Origin of the sequence: Azospirillum oryzae (genome assembly GCF_008364795.1) — a bacterium.
Lineage (GTDB): Bacteria > Pseudomonadota > Alphaproteobacteria > Azospirillales > Azospirillaceae > Azospirillum > Azospirillum oryzae.
Genome location: NZ_VTTM01000007.1, coordinates 286,503 through 302,531 on the forward strand (window position 1 = coordinate 286,503; position 16,029 = coordinate 302,531).

A 16,029-nucleotide genomic window follows, 5' to 3' on the forward strand; every position below is an offset into this window, starting at 1 on the left:
AGCGACATTTGGTGTCGGCAGCTCTGCTGTTCACACTGTTGCTCCCGTGCATCGCCCAGTCACTCGGGGGCGGCTATGGCCGTTACACGCCCTGATTACGACGGTTGGACGCCGCGGCACCGGTTTTATTCCGAACCTTCGTCCGATGTAGGACCGGAAGGGCCGGAGCGTGGCCGTATGTGTCATTTGACGTAGATACCGCCTTTCGCATGCGCGGTAACTTTTCCCTCGACGATGTGGCGAAGCCCCGGAGCAACCGGGGCGCCAAAGGAAGGGGGCAACTTCATGCGGACCAAGCAACTGACGTCCAGCTTCGGGATCAGCGCGCTGGCCGGTCTGGCCATGGGCGCGATGGCGTCCTTCGCGATGCCGGCCCAGGCAGCGGACGACACCATCAAGGTGGGCATCCTGCATTCCCTGTCCGGCACGATGGCGATCAGCGAGACGACGTTGAAGGACGTCATGCTGATGCTGATCGACGAGCAGAACAAGAAGGGCGGCCTGCTGGGCAAGAAGCTGGAGCCGGTGGTGGTCGATCCGGCCTCCAACTGGCCGCTGTTCGCCGAGAAGGCGCGCGAGCTGATCAGCAAGGACAAGGTGTCGGCCGTGTTCGGCTGCTGGACCTCGGTCAGCCGCAAGTCGGTGCTGCCGGTGTTCGAGGAACTGAACAACATCCTCTTCTACCCGGTCCAGTATGAGGGCGAGGAGTCCTCGCGCAACGTCTTCTACACCGGCGCCGCGCCGAACCAGCAGGCGATCCCGGCCGTCGATTACCTGATGCAGAAGGAAAAGGTCCAGCGCTGGGTGCTTGCCGGCACCGACTACGTCTATCCGCGCACGACCAACAAGATCCTCGAAGCCTACCTGAAGGGCAAGGGCGTCAAGCCCGAGGACATCATGATCAACTACACGCCGTTCGGTCATTCCGACTGGCAGTCGATCGTGGCGGACATCAAGAAGTTCGGGTCGGCCGGCAAGAAGACCGCCGTCGTCTCCACCATCAACGGCGATGCCAACGTTCCCTTCTACAAGGAACTGGGCAACCAGGGCGTGAAGGCGCAGGACATTCCGGTCGTCGCCTTCTCGGTCGGCGAGGAAGAGCTGGCCGGCATCGACACCAAGCCGCTGCTGGGCCATCTGGCCGCCTGGAACTACTTCCAGTCGGTCGAGACGCCGGCCAACAGCGACTTCATCAAGGCCTGGAAGACCTACACCAAGAACGACAAGCGCGTCACCAACGACCCGATGGAAGCCCACTATATCGGCTTCAACATGTGGGTGAAGGCGGTCGAGGCGGCTGGCACCACCGAGCCGGACAAGGTCATCGACGCCATGGTCGGCGTGTCGGTCCCCAACCTGACCGGCGGCTATTCGGCGATGCTGCCGAACCACCACATCACCAAGCCGGTCCTGATCGGCGAAGTGCAGGAGAACGGCCAGTTCGACGTCGTCTCCAAGACCTCGGGCCTCGTCCCGGGCGACGAGTGGTCGGACTATCTGCCGGACAGCAAGGACCTGATCGCCGACTGGCGCAAGCCGATGTCCTGCGGCAACTTCAACGTGAAGACCGGCAAGTGCGGCGGCAAGGGGTCGTGAGGGCTGGTGTCCGTCCTCTGATTTGAGTGGTCGCGACGCTTGCCCCCACCCTAACCCTCCCCCGCTGGGCGGGGGAGGGGATCTCTCCCTCCCTTGCGAAGCGGGGGAGGGCCGGGGTGGGGGCAAGCGTTTCGCGCTGTTAGCCCCCCGCACCGAAGGACCCGCGATGCGACGCGCTCTCCGCTGGCTGATGGCCGTCTGTGTGGTGGTCGCCACATCGACCGCCGCCCTTGCCGCCGACCTCCGTCCACTCGTCCAGGCCCTGGGCAGCGGCGGCTATTCCGGAACCGAAAAGGCCCTGGCGCAATTGTCGGAGGCCGGCGACCCGGCCGCCGTGCCGGTGATCGAGGCGCTCCAGGCCGGCGACCTCTATGTGCGCAAGGCCGACGGCACCGTGGTCGTCGCCCGCAAGGCCGGCGACGCCTTCACCCTGACCGACCCGCTGACCCGCGCCGCGCTCGGCGATGCGCCGGCCGCCGCGGTCGAGAAAATCCGCATCAACAATTCGCTGCGTCGCGCCATCAGCGCCTCGCTGGGTGCCCTCACCCTGATGAGCCCCGATACCGGCGTCCGCCGCTCCGCCGCCGATGCGGTGTTCAAGAGCCGCGACGCCCAGGCGCTGGAGACACTGAACGCCGCCATCGCCAAGGAGCAGGACAAGAGCGTCCGCGCCGCCATGGAGCAGGCGCGCGCCGCCATCCTGCTGACCGGCGAGGCCGCGTCGAAGATGAGCGATGCCGAAATCCAGTCGGCGACCGACACGCTGGCCGCCCGCGGTGACCGCGACGCGCTGGTGCTGCTGAACATGGTCGCCGGTTCCGGCGCGTCCGACGTCACCAAGCGCTCGGCCGCCGCCGCCGTCTCCACCCTGGAACAGAAGCTGGCCTTCTGGGCCGCGCTGCAGAATCTCTGGTACGGGCTGTCGCTGGGTTCGGTGCTGCTGCTGGCCGCCATCGGGCTGGCCGTCACCTTCGGCGTGATGGGCGTCATCAACATGGCCCATGGCGAGATGGTGATGATCGGCGCCTACACCACCTTCCTGGTGCAGGAGTTCTTCCGCGCCCATGCCCCCGGCCTGTTCGACCTGTCGATCCTGGTGGCGCTGCCCGCCGCCTTCATCGTGTCCGGCGGCGTCGGCATCATCATCGAGCGCAGCGTGATCCGCTGGCTCTACGGCCGTCCGCTGGAAACGCTGCTTGCCACCTGGGGCCTGTCGCTGGCGCTCCAGCAGGCGGTGCGCTCCATCTTCGGCCCGACCAACCGCGAGGTCGGCGCGCCGAGCTGGATGTCCGGCGCCTTCGAACTGGGCGGCCTGACCATCACCTACGGCCGGCTGTGGATCGTCATCTTCGCCTTCGCCGTCTTCGGCGCTCTGCTGGTGGCGCTGAAGCGCACGTGGTTCGGCCTGTCGATCCGCGCGGTGACGCAGAACCGGCCGATGGCCAACGCCATGGGCATCCGCACCGCGCGGGTGGACGCGCTGACCTTCGGCCTCGGTTCCGGCATCGCGGGTCTGGCCGGGGTGGCGCTGAGCCAGATCGACAATGTCAGCCCGAACCTCGGCCAGGGCTACATCATCGACAGCTTCATGGTCGTGGTGTTCGGCGGGGTGGGCAACCTGTGGGGCACGCTGGTCGGCGCGCTGACGCTGGGGTCCATCAACAAGTTCCTGGAGCCTTACGCCGGCGCGGTGCTGGGCAAGATCCTGGTGCTGATCTTCATCATCCTGTTCATCCAACGGCGTCCGCGCGGCCTGTTCGCGCTGAAGGGCCGCGCGGTGGAGGCCTGATCCGATGCTGCTGCGCTTTTTCCTGATGGGGCTGGACCGCAAGGCCGGGATCGTTCTGACGATCCTCGCCATCCTGGCGGTGGCGGTTCCGGTGATGACGCTGTGGGTGCCGGCGGACTCGCCCTTCCACCTGTCGGTTTTCACCGTTTCGCTGCTGGGCAAATACCTGTGCTTCGCGCTGCTGGCGCTGGCGCTGGACCTCGTGTGGGGCTATTGCGGCATCCTGTCGCTCGGCCATGCCGCCTTCTTCGCGCTCGGCGGCTATGCCATGGGCATGTACCTGATGCGGCAGATCGGCCCGCGCGGCGTCTACGGCAATCCGGTCCTGCCCGACTTCATGGTCTTCCTGAACTGGAAGGAGCTGCCCTGGTACTGGCTGGGCTTCGATCATTTCTGGTTCGCCGCGCTGATGGTGCTGGTGGTGCCGGGTGCGCTGGCCTTCGCCTTCGGCTGGTTCGCCTTCCGCAGCCGCGTCACCGGCGTCTACCTGTCGATCATCACCCAGGCGCTGACCTTCGCCCTGCTGCTGGCCTTCTTCCGCAACGACATGGGCTTCGGCGGCAACAACGGCCTGACCGACTTCAAGGACATCCTCGGCTACGACATCCAGGCCGACACCACCCGCGTCACCCTGTTCGTGGCGACGGTGGCCGCACTCGCCCTGTCCTACATGATCGCCTCGGGCGTCATCGGGTCGAAGCTGGGCAAGGTGCTGGTGGCGCTGCGCGACGCCGAAAGCCGTGTCCGTTTCATGGGCTACGACACCGAAAGTTACAAGCTGTTCGCCTGGACCCTGTCGGCCTGCATGGCCGGCGTGGCGGGAGCCCTCTACGTCCCGCAGGTCGGCATCATCAACCCGTCTGAGTTCGCCCCGGCCAGCTCGATCGAGGCGGTGATCTGGGTCGCCGTCGGCGGGCGGGGCACGCTTGCCGGCGGCATCCTCGGCGCGGTGCTGGTCAACATGGGCAAGAGCTATTTCACCGGCGCCCTGCCGGAGCTGTGGCTGTTCGCGCTGGGCGGCCTGTTCGTGGCGGTCACCCTGTTCCTGCCCAAGGGGCTGCTGGGGTTGGGCGCGCAGCTGAAGGCCAAACTGCCCGGACGCAACAAGACCTCGCCCCTTCCCAATGCCAAAACAGCCGACCAGAAGGGAGCCTGACCCATGAGCGCGGAATCGACCCTTCTCTATCTCGACGGCGTGTCGGTCAGCTTCGACGGCTTCAAGGCGCTGAACAGCCTGTCGCTGGTGATGATGCCCGGCGAGATGCGGGCGATCATCGGCCCCAACGGCGCCGGCAAGACGACGATGATGGATGTCATCACCGGCAAGACCCGTCCCGACACCGGCACCATCCTGTTCGAGGGCGACACCGACCTGACCCGCCTGCGCGAGGCGGCGATCGCCAATCTCGGCATCGGCCGCAAGTTCCAGCGCCCGACCGTGTTCGAGCCGCACACGGTGTGGGACAATCTGGAACTGGCGCTGAAGGCCCCGCGCCGGCCGCTGAAGACGCTGACCTACGCCATCAGCCGCGACGACCGGTCCCGCATCGAGGAAATCCTCGACATCACCCGCCTGTCGGCCCTGCGCAACCGTCAGGCCGGCAGCCTGTCGCACGGGCAGAAGCAGTGGCTGGAGATCGGCATGCTGCTGGCCCAGGACCCCAAGCTTCTGCTGGTCGACGAGCCGGTTGCCGGCATGACCGACGCCGAGACCGAACAGACGGCGGAACTGCTGTGCAGCATCGCCGGCAAGCATTCGGTGATCGTGGTGGAGCATGACATGAGCTTCGTCCGCGCGCTCGGCGTCAAGGTGACGGTGCTGGCGGAAGGCTCGGTCCTGGCCGAAGGCTCGCTGGACGCGGTCAGCGCCAACCAACAGGTCATCGACACCTATCTCGGCCGCTGACGGGAGACCCTATGATGCTGGACGTTCGCTCCCTCGATCTGCATTACGGCGCCGCCCAGGCCCTGCGCAGCGTTTCCATGAAGGCCGAAATCGGCAAGGTCACCTGTCTGGTCGGCCGCAACGGCGTCGGCAAGTCCAGCCTGCTGCGCGCCATCGTCGGGCTGAAGCCGGTGTCCGGCGGCTCCATCGGCTGGGACGGCGCCGACGTGACGAAGATGGCGCCGGCCGACCGGGCGCGCCGCGGCATCGCCTATGTGCCGCAGGGGCGCGAGATCTTCCCGCTGTTGACGGTGCGGGAAAATCTGCTGACCGGCTACGCCCCGCTGCCGCGCTCGCAACGCTCGATTCCCGACGAGGTGTTCGAGCTGTTCCCGGTGCTGAAATCCATGCTGGACCGTCGCGGCGGCGACCTGTCGGGCGGCCAGCAGCAGCAGCTCGCCATCGGCCGCGCGCTGGTGACCCGCCCGCGCCTGCTGGTGCTGGACGAGCCGACCGAGGGCATCCAGCCCTCCATCATCAAGGACATCGGCCGCGCCATCTCCTACCTGCGCGACAAGGGCACCATGGCGATCCTGCTGGTGGAGCAGTATTTCGACTTCGCCCGCGACCTCGCCGACGACTGGGTGGTGATGGAACGCGGCGAGGTGATGCTGTCCGGTCCCCGCAGCGGCCTGGACGAGCAGGAGGTGCGTAAATACCTGACGGTGTGATGCCTGCGGAATAACGGCGCTTGCCGTGCGTCCTTCATCCATCGGGCCCGTCGTCCGGCGGGCCGGTTTTGGGGAGGAACCGCAGAATGATGTCCGCACTCCGTGTCACCGCCGCCGCCATCGGCCTGGGCGCCGTCCTGTTCGGCGCGCCCGCCTTCGTTCAGGACGCCTTCGCTCAGGACAAGGAACCGGCCATGATGGGGAAGACCGCGATGGGTCCCGTCCTGACCGACGCGAAGGGCATGACGCTCTACGTCTTCGACAAGGACAGCGCCGGCAAATCGGCCTGCAACGGGCCTTGCGCGACCAACTGGCCGCCGCTGATGGCTCCCGCCTCCGCCAAGCCGATGGGCAAGTACACGGTGGTCACCCGCGACGACGGCAGCCACCAGTGGGCCTACAACGGCAAGCCGCTCTACACCTGGGCCAAGGACATGAAGCCCGGCGACGCCACGGGTGACGGCGTGAACAATGTCTGGCATGTGGCGAAGCCGTAATCCCCTGTTTCGCGGCGTCGTGGTGGTCTTCCACTCCACGACGCCGCGCAATTTCGGGGTATATTTCGACTGTCGAGGTAATTCGCAAACATCGGCTTCGCAGCCGGCGCTCTTTAATGGTCGTTAAGGATCGAAACCGCAAGATGACCTCACCGTCATCTTGCTCATGGAGCAGCAGGCCATGTCGATCTACAACGCCGCCTCGTTCGAAGCCGCCCCTTCCGCCGAACCGAAGGTCCGCAAGATGCAGGGTCTGCCGCGACTGGCGGTGTGGGCGGTGATGATCGGTACGCCCTGGGTGGTGATCGTGCAGGCGGTGCGCCTGATCTTCTAAATCTGGCGCACCTCCCTTCACACCCTCACTGGGCCGGCGCCACCCAGGGTTCCAGCGCGCCGATCTTCCTGGCCCGCTTCTCGTCCGCCGACAGTTTGAAATTATGCCCATAGGGCGCGCTCTCGAACGAGCCGTATCCGGGATTGGCCAGCATCAGCCAGTCGCGCCCGAAATGCTCCTTCACCGTCTCGTAGGCCTTCATCCGCTCCGCCTCGCTGCCGTTGGCGGCGTCGGTGAAGTCGCCGAAATTGTCGCCGAACAGCAGGACGATCCGATAATCCTTGGCGATGGTGGCGCGGCGCGCGCTCTTCGCCGAACCCCACTCCGGCTTTTCCTTCGACATCAGGAAGGTATCGACGTTCCCGCCCATCGGGAAGCCCAGCGCCTGCGCGTTGCGGCGGGTCGGCTCCTCCTGGTCGGCGCTGCGGTTGGTGACGTAGAAGACCTTGACGCCCTTCGACTCGGCATATTGGGTGAACTCGACCGCACCCGGCACCGCCGTCGCCTTCTCCGCCTTCACCCAGGCGTCCCAGGTCTTCGGCGAGAAGTCGGTGCCGCTGGTCACCAGACCGGTCTGATAGGCGGAGTTGTCCATCGCCGTCTCATCCAGGTCCAGCACCACGGCCGGCGGCAGCTCCTGGTAATTGCCAGTCTGCTCGGTCGCAGCGGTCCAGTTTTTGTCGGCCAGCGCCTTGTCCAGCTGGATTCTGCCCAGCGCATAGACCGCCAGCGCATTGGCCTTGTATTCGACCGACCTCTGCATCCACAGCTCGGCGTTCAGCAGATCGCTTTGCGGCACCGGGCCTTGGGGAGCTGGATCGGCCGCCAGGGCGGGGCCGGCGAGAAGGGAGAGGACAACCGCACCGGACAGCAGCGACCAGCGCCCGGAACAGGCGGAATTGCGCATCGACACACCCATCCATCAAGTGTCATGGAACTGTCATCGAAGCACAGATCCGGACGCTTGGCGACGGTCGCGTGACCCATGCGTCACGGTATCCCGATACGCTTGTCCGGTTCCTTTCCCGGTTCCATCCAGCGCAGCGGGATCGCGGCCTTCCGCCGCCATCCGCGCTCCACCTGCAGGCTCCAGCTCCGTTGGGCGTTGGGCAGGGCAGGGTCGGGCTCCCAATCGATGCCGACCGCCCCGGTCAGATGCAGAACGTCACCGCTGGCGACATCGACCAGCAGCAACCCGGCACGCGGGTTCAGCAGCATGTTGCCCAGCGTGTTGAAATAGCGGTTGCCGGAATAGTCGGGCACGATCAGCCGGTCGCCCTCGATCCGGATGAAACCTGCCGGCCCGCCCCGGTGCGACACGTCCAGCCGGCCGTCACGCCCCGCCGACGAGGCGGAGGCGACGAAGGCGGTGTCGGTCGCGCCGATCAGGCGCCGGGCCTCGCCGTCCAGTCCGGCCAGCGCTTCCACGGCTCCAGCGGGGGAGGGGGCCTCCTCCTCCGCCCGGCGCACATGGATGTATTGCGGGCAGTTGCCGAAGCTCTCCTCCACCGCCATGGCAAAGGCCAGCCCGTCGCGGGCCGCCACCCGGCCGTTCACTCGGTTGCGTCGCCGGGTGCCGAGGTCGATGCCCAGCGCGGCCACCGGTTCCCCCACCGCCGGTCCGGCCGGCCAGGGCTGCCACGCGCCATGGTCGGGCCGCACCCACAGCGTCCGCGGGTCGGCGGCGGAGACGAAGCCGGGGGTGCCGGTCAGCACCCCGGCCGCCGGGTCGCCGGCCTCGTCACGCGCGGCGACCAGCAGCCAGGGCAGCAGCGGATAGAACGCCTGATGCTGGGGGATCAGCCGGTCGCGGATCGGAGCCGACGGCACGCGGAACCCGGCCCGCGCCTGCGCCTCCCGCTCGCCGGGATGGAAGGGTTCGGGGATGCGGTCCTGGTCCATGGCCGTGCTCCTGCCATCAAGAGGGAAAAGGGTCAGGCGGTTTGCGGAATTGCGCTCTGGGGCATCGGGGTCAGTGCCGGGATCGCTTCCACCCGCTCCAGCCAGCGGCGGACCGCCGGATAGGGATCGAGCGGGATGCGGCCTTCCGGCGCACGGGCGACGTAGGCGTAGCAGGCGATGTCGGCGATGGTCGGCCGTTCCGCTGCCAGCCAGTCGCGGCTTGCCAGATGACCGTCCATGAAGCTCAGGACGCGCCCGGCGACCGCCTGCGCATCGGTCAGCGACGCGGCTCCGCCCCACAGTGTCAGGATGCGCGCCAGGGCCGGCCCGAAGCGCAGGTCGCCGGCCGCGATCGACAGCCAGCGCTGCACCCGCGCCGCGTCCCCCGGCGCCTTCGGGTTCCACAGGCCGGAGGCGTCATAGCGGTCGGCGAGATAGACCAGGATGGCGACGGAATCCGGCAGGACGAGGTCGCCGTCGACCAGCACCGGAATTTGTCCGAAGGGGTTCAGGGCGAGGAAACTCTCCGACCGCCGCAGCTCGGCGCCGGCCTCGACATAGCGGTATGGCAGGCCGAGGATGTTCAGAAACGCTTCGACCCGATGGGTGTGCCCCGACAGCGGCGTGCCGTAGAGCGTGATGGCGGGTTCGGTGGTGGTGCTCATCGGACAAGTCCCCTCGATGACTGTTTTGCGGATGCCCATAGCCAACCACTTGCGCGCTTCGGCAGGAATGCGCTTTCATCAAAAGGGACTCTTTCGGAAAGCGGAAGAATTGTGGACCGGCTGGACGAACTGGCGATCTTCGTGGCGATCCTGGAGGCTGGCAGCCTTGCCGGTGCGGCCAAGCGGCTGCGGCGGTCGGCGCCCGCGGTCACCCGCGCGCTGTCCGGGCTGGAGGAGCGGCTGGGCCTGCGGCTGATCGAGCGGACCACCCGCAACCTCGCACCCACCGACGCCGGCCGGCGGTTGGCCGAACAGGCGCGCCGCCTTCTCGCCGACTATGACGAGGCGCTGGCCGCCACCGGCACCGACCGGCCCTTGCGCGGACGGCTGCGCGTCACCGCGCCGGTGATGTTTGGACGCAAGCATGTGACGCCGCTGGTCCTCGACTTCATGCGGGCCTTTCCCGACATCCGGGTCGAGCTGGTGCTGTCCGACGGCAACCTGGACCTGATCGAGGAGGAGCTGGACGTCGCGATCCGCATCGGCCCGCTGCCCGACTCCGGCCTCGTCGCCCGTCGGGTGGGGCAGGTCGTGCGCTATCTGGTCGCCAGCCCCGGCTATCTGGAGCGGCGCGGCACGCCCTCGATGCCGGAGGAACTGGCCGGCCACGACATCATCCTGTCGAGCGCCCGGCCCGGCCCGCCGGACTGGCGATTTCTGGTCGACGGCCGGGAGCGGGTGGTCCGGGTCACCCCGCGGCTGTCGGTCAGCCACATCGAGCCGGCGCTGCTGGCCGCGCGCGACGGGCATGGCATCGCCCGGTCGCTGTCCTATCAGGCGGCCGACGACGTGGCTGCCGGAACCCTGGTGCGCCTGATGCCGCACACCGAGCCGGCGCCGCTGCCCGTCCATGTCGTCGTGCCGACGGCGCGGCTGATGCCGGGCCGGGTTCGCGCCTTCCTTGATCATGCGGTGGACGGGCTGTCGGCGCTGGACGTGTTGCGTGGCTGAAGGGGCCGGAGCGGGGCCTCAAGGGTCGCGGGCGACGCGGATGCCGTAGGCGGCATAGCCGATCTCCGCCCCGTCGATCCGGCGGACGGCCGACCGGACATAGCGCGGATTGCTGTGCCACGATCCGCCCCGCATCACCCGTTGCGGGCATTCGCCGCCGCCATCCGTCGCGCAGTCCTCCACCCACTGCCAGACATTGCCGAGCATGTCGTAGAGGCCGAAGCCGTTGGGCCGGTAACTGCCGACCGGCGCGGTGAACAGGGCACCGTCGCGGCAGTTCGCGACCTCCCAGTCGGTGAAGCGGTCCTTGGCGCTCAGGTCGGCGCTGTTCGCCGCGTCGCAGCCCTTGGCCGGATCCTCGCCCCACCAGCGGGCGGTCCGGGTGCCGGCGCGGGCCGCATACTCCCACTCCGCCTCCGTCGGCAGGCGGTAGGGCTTGCCGGTCCGCCGGCTGAGCCAGTCCACATAGGCCTTGGCGTCGTACCAGCTGATGCAGACCGCCGGGTCCCGGTTCGTCTGGTCGAATCCCGGCCGGCGCCATGAGAAATGCCAGCGCGGCAGCAGGTCCGTCTCGCCGGCATAGCCGCGGCAGATCGTCCGCGGCTTGTAACCGCTGTCCTGGATGAACCGAGCGTACTCGCCGCGGGTCACCGGGTACTTGCCGATGGCGACGGGGTGCCGGATCGACACCGGCTGTTGCAACGGTTCGTCGGGAAAGCGCTCCCGTTCCGAGTCGGGCGAGCCCTGGAGAAAGCTGCCGGCGGGGAGCGCCACCAGGACCGGGGCGTCGGGATGGTCCCAGATCTCGCGGGCCGGGTCGCCCGCCTGCCAGAGCTGGAAGGCCGCCAGCCGTTCGGCGCGCCAGCCGGACAGATCCTCCGGCTCCGCCCGGCGCCAGCCGGCGAGGGCGGCCAGCACGAGGATGAGGACGACCACCGCGCCCACGGTTCCGGGCAGGGTGACTGGCATGGCGGGGATGCCTCTTGCGGGGGCGCCTTTGGCGGGGATGCGGATCATGCCCACCATTTCCCTGCGATAGCGCGTGTCCGGCAACCGCGCGTCCGTGTCCCGGTCGTGGCACTTCCCCGCCGGTGCCGGACACGGGTGGCCCAAGCTCTGCCCCTTTGAATTATGGCGGAAGCGGTAAGCGTCGAAGGCGGCGTCCCGCTGTTGGTGCGGGCAGACGTTCAACGGAGCGTTGATACCACAGGAGCACACACATGGCCGCCTATCCCGCGGATCTCACGCGCGCGCTGTTCGTCACCGGTCTGCGCAACGCCCATGCGGTGGAACAGCAGGCGCTGGCCCTGATGGACCGCCAGCTCGACCGTCTGGTGAATTATCCTGAAGTCTCCGACCACCTGCGCATGCACCGTGGCGAGACCGAGTCCCAGATCACCCGCATCGAGCAGATCCTGGACCAGCTGCAGGAAACCCATTCCGGGCTGAAGGACACCGCCCTGTCGATCATGGGTAATCTTGCCGCGCTCGGCCATACCTTCGCCGAGGACGAGATCCTCAAGAACTCCTTCGCCAACTACGCCTTCGAGAATTTCGAGGTGGCGAGCTACCGGTCGCTGCTGACGGTGGCCGACGCCGGCAACTTCGCCTTCGCCACGCCGCTGTTGCAGACCTCCCTGCGCGAGGAGGAGGCGATGGCCTCCTGGGTAATCGACAATGTGCCGAAGCTGACGCTGAAATACCTGTCGCTGAAGGCCAACGACCAGACCGCCAGCCGCTGACGCCGGGCGGCCATCGCTGCACTGCAACGCAGCCTTCCGGCCGTGTCCGGATTTTGCCCGGTGACGAGCCGGGGGGCTTTGCCGTAAGAAACTCGGCGGGTTTCAAAACGGATGGCTACCCCGTGCTCCGATCGGTCTCTCTCTGCCTGTTCATCGCCGCGGCCGGCGGTCTTGCGGGCTGCACCTCCGACTATTCTCCCAACACCTATGCCTCCAACGCGGTCCAGCAGGCCAACAAGGTGGAGCCGGGCATCGTCGTCGGATTCCGTCAGGTGGCTATCAGCGCCAACGGCACGGTCGGCGCGGTCAGCGGCGGGGCGGCCGGCGGCATCCTGGGCGCGCAGGTGGGGACGGGCGGGATCAACTCCGCGCTCGGCACCGTCGGCGGCACGGCGGTCGGCAGCCTGCTGGGCACGGCGATGGAACACATCGCCGGCGACACCACCGGTTGGGAATACATCGTCCGCAAATCGAACGGCGATCTGCTGTCGCTGACCCAGAAGGAACCGCAGCCGCTGCCGATCGGCCAGAAGGTTCTGGTCATCACCGGCAGCCAGGCCCGCATCGTTCCCGATTATTCCACCCCGGCCGATCCCACGCCCGCCAAGACCGATCCGTCAAAGGCGGACGCACCCAAGCCCGATGCGCCGAAATCGGAAGTGCCGAAATCGGACATCAAGGCGGTCCCACTCGCCCCGCCCGCCGAACCGGCCGCGCCGGCGGCACCCGCTCCGGCGGAGCAGTCCGCCACCGAATCGGCGCAGCCCGCCAGCGGCGGCGGCCCGATCCGCCTGACCGCCCCCACCGACACCGCCCCCGCTCCCGCGGCGGCTCCGGAGCCCGCAAACCCGACCCCGGCAAACCCGACCCCGGCAGAACCGCTCTCAGCAGAGCCGAAGCCGGCGGAATAGCAGCACCATACTTGTCCGAATGGCCGGGATGGCGCACAGTCCGGTGGTCCAACAGAGATCACCGGCCGAGGGTCCATGTCCGCCGTCGATACCGCACAGAACGCCGCTCCCGCTCCGGCCCCCACGCCAGCCATGACCAGGGAGGAGTTGGAGGAGCTGATCCGCGAGGGGGTTCCCCTGGTCGGGAATTTCGGCATCGCCGTGGAAAGCCTGGGCGCCGGGACGATTCGACTGCGGCTGCCCTACAAGGTCGATTTCGTCCGGCCCGGCGGCACCGTCACCGGCCCGGCGATGTTCGGGCTGGCCGACGTGGCGCTCTATGGCGCGGTGCTGAGCCTGATCGGCCGGGTCGAGCTGGCGGTCACCACCAGCATGACCATCAACTTCCTGCGCCGTCCGCCGCCCGTCGCCATCATCGCCGAGGCGCGCGTCCTGAAGCTGGGCAAGCGGCTGGCTTATGGCGAGATCCTGCTGTTCTCCGAAGGTGATCCGGAGCCGGTCGCCCACGTCACCGGAACCTACTCCATCCCCCCGCACGCCCCCGTTACCGTTGCGGTATCTCATTACCGTGTGGATGGGGCGCTGTAAAAAGTCCTTTCAAATCAATGGGTTTGCCTGACGGGTATCTAATTACCGCGCTTGTAAACTATTGAAAGGAAACGGAAATTTTTCCGTTGACAGAGGCATGCTCCGGCCCGTAGAAAGCCGTCCGCTTCGGCGCCCCGGAATCGGCGGCCTGCCGATCCGTATTCGAAGAAACGAGTGTGGCGATGAAGACCTTCAATCTGAAGCCGACCGAAATCGAGAAGAAGTGGTACGTCGTTGACGCCGACGGCCTCGTTCTCGGGCGGCTTGCCAGCATCCTGGCGAACATCCTGCGTGGCAAGAACAAGCCGACCTACACCCCCCACATGGATTGCGGCGACAACATCGTCGTGATCAACGCGGAGAAGGTGAAGCTGACCGGCAACAAGCGCGACGCCGACATCTTCTACTGGCACACCGGTTATCCGGGCGGGATCAAGGGGCGTTCCAAGGGCCAGATCCTGGACGGCAAGTATCCGGAACGTGTGATCGAGAAGGCCGTGGAGCGCATGGTTCCGCGCGGTCCGCTCGGCCGCCAGCAGATGACCCACCTCAAGGTCTACAAGGGCGCCACGCATCCGCACGATGCGCAGCAGCCGGTCGCCCTCGACATCGGCGCCCTGAACCCGAAGAATAAGCGGAGCGCGTAAGCATGGCTCAGGTCACCACCACCCTCTCCAGCCTCAAGGAACTGACGGGCGCCGCCGCCACCGCGACCGTCACCGAGGAGCTCGCCGCTCCGAAGCTGGACGCCCAGGGCCGCGCCTATGCCACCGGCAAGCGCAAGGACGCCGTCGCCCGCGTGTGGATCAAGCCGGGCACCGGCAAGGTCACCGTGAACGGCCGCGACCAGTCGGTCTACTTCGCCCGTCCGGTTCTGCGCATGATGATCGCCCAGCCGTTCGGCGTGACCGAGCGTTCGGAGCAGTTCGACGTGGTCGCCACCGTTGCCGGTGGTGGTCTGTCGGGCCAGGCCGGTGCCGTCCGTCACGGCATCTCCAAGGCGCTGACCTACTTCGAGCCGGCCCTGCGCCCGCCGCTGAAGGCCGCCGGCTTCCTGACCCGCGACGCCCGTACGGTCGAGCGTAAGAAGTACGGCCGCGCCAAGGCCCGCCGCAGCTTCCAGTTCTCGAAGCGCTAATCCCTACACGGGCCCGCGGCTTTACGGTACAAGCGAGGGGCGTCCCGAAAGGGGCGCCCCTTTCTTTTTGCCTTTACCCTCACGCCTACCCAAGCCTCAACGTTCCTCCCGTCAAGCGAAGGACATCGGTTCCATGGCCTCGATCACCACTCCCGGCGGCTCGAAGATCCGCGTCGGCATCCTGGGCGCTTCCGGTTACACCGGCGCCGAACTGGTGCGCATGCTGCTGCGCCACCCGAACGTGGAGATCGCCGCGCTGACCGCCGAACGACAGGCCGGAAAGCCGATGGCGGAGGTGTTCCCGCATCTGGGCGGCTATGGCCTGCCCGACCTGGTGAAGATCGAAGAGCTGAAGTGGGACAACCTGGACTTCATCTTCTGCGCCCTGCCGCACGGCACGACGCAGGAGGTGGTCGCCGGACTGCCCAGCGGCCTGAAGGTGGTCGACCTGTCGGCCGATTTCCGCCTGAGCGACCCGGCCGAATACGCCACCTGGTACGGGCATGAGCATCGCGCCGTCGACCTGCAGAAGGAGGTCGCCTACGGCCTGACCGAGTTCAACCGCCAGGGTGTGCGCAAGGCGCGGGTGGTGGCCAACCCGGGCTGCTACCCGACCTGCTCGCTGCTGCCGCTGCTGCCGCTGCTGATGGAGAACCAGATCGAGCCGGGCGGCATCATCATCGACGCCAAGTCCGGCGTGTCGGGCGCCGGCCGCGACGCCAAGCAGGCCAACCTGTTCACCGAAGTGTCGGAAGGCTTCAACGCCTATGGCGTCGGCCACCACCGCCACATGCCGGAGATCGAGCAGGAGCTGCGGCTGGCCGCCGGCCGTCCGGTCACCGTCTCCTTCACCCCGCATCTGGTGCCGATGAACCGCGGCATGATGGCGACCATCTATGTCCGCATGGCCGACGGCGTCACCGCCGACGACCTGCGGGCGACGCTGGCCGCCCGCTATGCCGACGAGCCCTTCGTCGGCGTGACCCCGGCCGGCGTGGTGCCGGCGACGCGCCATGTCCGCGCCTCCAACCACAACCTGATCGGCGTGGTCGCCGACCGCACCCCGCGCGGCGCCATCATCGTGTCGGTGATCGACAATCTGGTGAAGGGCGCGTCGGGTCAGGCGATCCAGAACATGAACGTCATGATGGGGCTGGGCGAGACGACCGGCATCGATCAGGCGCCGCTTTTCCCGTAATCGGGACCCGCGACGGGATGGGGCGGGGGCTGTGACAGCGTT

The 16,029-nt window shown here is 67.5% G+C and carries 18 protein-coding genes; 14 read left to right on the forward strand and 4 right to left on the reverse strand.

Features of this window, described 5'->3' with window-relative positions:
* The first annotated feature begins 285 nt into the window (after positions 1-285).
* The 7 genes from urtA to FZ938_RS30670 all read left to right on the forward strand — a co-directional run bounded on the left by urtA (position 286) and on the right by FZ938_RS30670 (position 6,832).
* Positions 286-1,596 (forward strand): urea ABC transporter substrate-binding protein, encoded by a 1,311-nt coding sequence (urtA, locus tag FZ938_RS20170; protein WP_149200222.1) that lies wholly within the window; start codon positions 286-288, stop codon positions 1,594-1,596.
* A gap of 166 nt (positions 1,597-1,762) precedes the next feature.
* Positions 1,763-3,385 (forward strand): urea ABC transporter permease subunit UrtB, encoded by a 1,623-nt coding sequence (gene urtB, locus FZ938_RS20175; protein WP_149200223.1) that lies wholly within the window; start codon positions 1,763-1,765, stop codon positions 3,383-3,385.
* A gap of 4 nt (positions 3,386-3,389) precedes the next feature.
* Complete coding sequence (gene urtC / locus FZ938_RS20180; RefSeq protein WP_149200224.1) at positions 3,390-4,541, forward strand: urea ABC transporter permease subunit UrtC; 1,152 nt, start codon at positions 3,390-3,392, stop codon at positions 4,539-4,541.
* Positions 4,542-4,544: 3 nt separating this feature from the next.
* Positions 4,545-5,291 carry an urea ABC transporter ATP-binding protein UrtD gene (urtD, locus tag FZ938_RS20185; protein ID WP_149200225.1) on the forward strand — a complete coding sequence of 249 codons (747 nt, stop codon included), beginning with the start codon at positions 4,545-4,547 and terminating at the stop codon, positions 5,289-5,291.
* Positions 5,292-5,305: 14 nt separating this feature from the next.
* Positions 5,306-6,001, forward strand: coding sequence for an urea ABC transporter ATP-binding subunit UrtE (gene urtE, locus FZ938_RS20190; protein ID WP_109152351.1), 696 nt, complete (start codon positions 5,306-5,308; stop codon positions 5,999-6,001).
* A gap of 86 nt (positions 6,002-6,087) precedes the next feature.
* On the forward strand, positions 6,088-6,498 hold the full coding sequence (locus FZ938_RS20195; protein ID WP_149200226.1) for a COG4315 family predicted lipoprotein: 411 nt from the start codon (positions 6,088-6,090) through the stop codon (positions 6,496-6,498).
* Positions 6,499-6,679: 181 nt separating this feature from the next.
* A complete protein-coding gene (locus FZ938_RS30670; RefSeq protein WP_174757506.1) occupies positions 6,680-6,832 on the forward strand; it encodes a hypothetical protein in 153 nt (50 codons plus the stop codon).
* Between the two features lie 25 nt (positions 6,833-6,857).
* On the opposite strand, the gene FZ938_RS20200 is transcribed toward FZ938_RS30670, so the two are convergent.
* From FZ938_RS20200 to FZ938_RS20210, 3 genes are all read right to left on the reverse strand, one after another.
* On the reverse strand, positions 6,858-7,739 hold the full coding sequence (locus FZ938_RS20200) for a 5'-nucleotidase, lipoprotein e(P4) family (protein ID WP_149200227.1): 882 nt from the start codon (positions 7,737-7,739) through the stop codon (positions 6,858-6,860).
* Between the two features lie 83 nt (positions 7,740-7,822).
* Complete coding sequence (locus tag FZ938_RS20205; RefSeq protein WP_149200228.1) at positions 7,823-8,734, reverse strand: pyridoxamine 5'-phosphate oxidase family protein; 912 nt, start codon at positions 8,732-8,734, stop codon at positions 7,823-7,825.
* 32 nt (positions 8,735-8,766) lie between these two features.
* A complete protein-coding gene (locus tag FZ938_RS20210) occupies positions 8,767-9,399 on the reverse strand; it encodes a glutathione S-transferase family protein (RefSeq protein ID WP_149200229.1) in 633 nt (210 codons plus the stop codon).
* 111 nt (positions 9,400-9,510) lie between these two features.
* On the opposite strand from FZ938_RS20210, the gene FZ938_RS20215 reads away from it, so the two are divergent.
* Positions 9,511-10,410 carry a LysR family transcriptional regulator gene (locus FZ938_RS20215; RefSeq protein ID WP_149200230.1) on the forward strand — a complete coding sequence of 300 codons (900 nt, stop codon included), beginning with the start codon at positions 9,511-9,513 and terminating at the stop codon, positions 10,408-10,410.
* Positions 10,411-10,428: 18 nt separating this feature from the next.
* Here the strand turns inward: FZ938_RS20215 and FZ938_RS20220 are convergent, their stop codons facing one another.
* The gene (locus tag FZ938_RS20220) at positions 10,429-11,427 is read right to left on the reverse strand and encodes a formylglycine-generating enzyme family protein (protein WP_246458011.1); all 999 of its coding nucleotides are present in this window, start codon (positions 11,425-11,427) and stop codon (positions 10,429-10,431) included.
* Between the two features lie 203 nt (positions 11,428-11,630).
* On the opposite strand from FZ938_RS20220, the gene FZ938_RS20225 reads away from it, so the two are divergent.
* The 6 genes from FZ938_RS20225 (at position 11,631) to argC (ending at position 15,987) form a co-directional block, all read left to right on the forward strand.
* On the forward strand, positions 11,631-12,152 hold the full coding sequence (locus tag FZ938_RS20225; protein WP_149200231.1) for a ferritin-like domain-containing protein: 522 nt from the start codon (positions 11,631-11,633) through the stop codon (positions 12,150-12,152).
* 122 nt (positions 12,153-12,274) lie between these two features.
* The gene (locus FZ938_RS20230; protein ID WP_149200232.1) at positions 12,275-13,063 is read left to right on the forward strand and encodes an outer membrane lipoprotein; all 789 of its coding nucleotides are present in this window, start codon (positions 12,275-12,277) and stop codon (positions 13,061-13,063) included.
* Between the two features lie 75 nt (positions 13,064-13,138).
* On the forward strand, positions 13,139-13,651 hold the full coding sequence (locus FZ938_RS20235; RefSeq protein ID WP_211101123.1) for a PaaI family thioesterase: 513 nt from the start codon (positions 13,139-13,141) through the stop codon (positions 13,649-13,651).
* Positions 13,652-13,833: 182 nt separating this feature from the next.
* A complete protein-coding gene (gene rplM, locus FZ938_RS20240) occupies positions 13,834-14,298 on the forward strand; it encodes a 50S ribosomal protein L13 (protein ID WP_109075170.1) in 465 nt (154 codons plus the stop codon).
* A gap of 2 nt (positions 14,299-14,300) precedes the next feature.
* Complete coding sequence (gene rpsI / locus FZ938_RS20245; protein ID WP_042698563.1) at positions 14,301-14,789, forward strand: 30S ribosomal protein S9; 489 nt, start codon at positions 14,301-14,303, stop codon at positions 14,787-14,789.
* A 133-nt stretch (positions 14,790-14,922) separates the two neighbouring features.
* Complete coding sequence (gene argC / locus FZ938_RS20250) at positions 14,923-15,987, forward strand: N-acetyl-gamma-glutamyl-phosphate reductase (RefSeq protein WP_149200233.1); 1,065 nt, start codon at positions 14,923-14,925, stop codon at positions 15,985-15,987.
* The last annotated feature ends 42 nt before the right edge of the window (positions 15,988-16,029 follow it).